At 40.7% G+C, this 1,476-nt stretch carries 1 protein-coding gene; it reads left to right on the top strand.

The features are described from left to right. Positions 1-197 precede the first annotated feature (197 nt). On the top strand, positions 198-1,457 hold the full coding sequence (locus QUA45_RS28760) for an ISAs1 family transposase (RefSeq protein WP_333223346.1): 1,260 nt from the start codon (positions 198-200) through the stop codon (positions 1,455-1,457). The last annotated feature ends 19 nt before the right edge of the window (positions 1,458-1,476 follow it).

The raw sequence follows: 1,476 nt of genomic DNA, 5'->3' as shown, positions 1-1,476 counted from the left end.
CAGGGTAAGCTCATCTAATTTGGTATAAATTGTACTTGACAATGACTCAAATGAGTGTTCTTAAGTCAAGTCGCTATCGCCCATGATAACGCTCCCTTATTACCAATAATTTCAGGGATTTTTATTAAAAGTAATCCACCGAACCTGATACAATCGGGCAACTATGCCCCATAATAAAATCTTTAGGAAGATACTTTATGTCTCAGGGTTTTGAGATTAAATCTGCCTCTGCTAAAAAAAGTTTTCCTTCTCACCCCCAACTCCAAGAAGTAGCAGAAATTAAAGCTATTCAACAGAGCTTAGTCCAGCATTTTGCCGACCTTAAAGACCCGAGAGTTGAGAGAACTAAGAAACATCTACTTACAGATATTTTGACGGTCGCAATTTTGGCTATAATTGCCGGAGCGCAAGGGTGGGAAGACATCGAGAATTATGGCATTAGTAAAAAAAAGTGGTTAGAAGAATTTTTGGTATTACCTTATGGTATCCCTTCCGACGACACTTTTCGGAGAGTATTTGAGTTTATTGATCCCGAAGCTTTAAATCGCTGCTTTTTCCGATGGGTAGAAACTCTCGTGACTCGGACAGGAGGAGCAATTATTCCCATTGATGGTAAGACAATTAGAGGTTCTTATGACCGTAATCAAGGGAAATCGGCACTTCATGTTATTACTGCTTGGTCTGCTGAACAACGTCTAGTTTTGGCACAGATGAAAGTGGAGGATAAATCGAATGAGATTACGGCGATTCCGGCATTATTAGAGTTGCTAGACATTACTGATTGTATCATTACTATTGATGCGATGGGGACTCAAACTGAGATTGCTCAAAAGATTATTGACAAGAAAGGGAATTATGTTCTCTCACTTAAAGCTAATCATCCAACTTTATATGCTCAGGTTAGAGAATGGTTTGAACAAGCTAAGGCGCATCAGTTTTCTGGGCTTGATTTTAGTTATGACCAACGGATTGAATCCGGTCATCATCGGCGAGAAATCCGTCAAGTTTGGTCGGTGCCAATTACAGTCATCAGTGAGCTTTACCAACCCCGATTATGGGCGGGACTTAAAAGTGTGGTCATGGTGGTTCGAGTCCGTCATCTTTGGAATAAAACTACTCGGGAAGTGCAATTTTATCTAACTTCTTTAGATAGTGATGCTCAACTTTTAGGTCGAGCTATCCGAAAACATTGGGGGATTGAAAATGAGGCTCATTGGACTTTAGATTGTACCTTTGCTGAAGATGCTTGCCGGATTCGCTCTTTCCACAGTCCCCAGAATTTAGCTGTCCTGCGACGGCTCGCGCTCAATGCCCTCAATCGTGAACCGACTTACAAACGTAGTCTTCGACAAAAAATGAAAAGGGCAGCTATGGATAATGATTATCTGATTCAAATTATCCGTTCTTGTTTGACTGACAATATATTAGATTCTTCTGAGTCCTTTTGTCAAGCGTGATTGAGATGCTCTTACCCTG

The sequence above is a fragment of the Microcoleus sp. Pol12A5 genome (genome assembly GCF_036701435.1).
Lineage (GTDB): Bacteria > Cyanobacteriota > Cyanobacteriia > Cyanobacteriales > Microcoleaceae > Microcoleus.
This window is presented reverse-complemented; position numbering and strand designations above follow the sequence as displayed.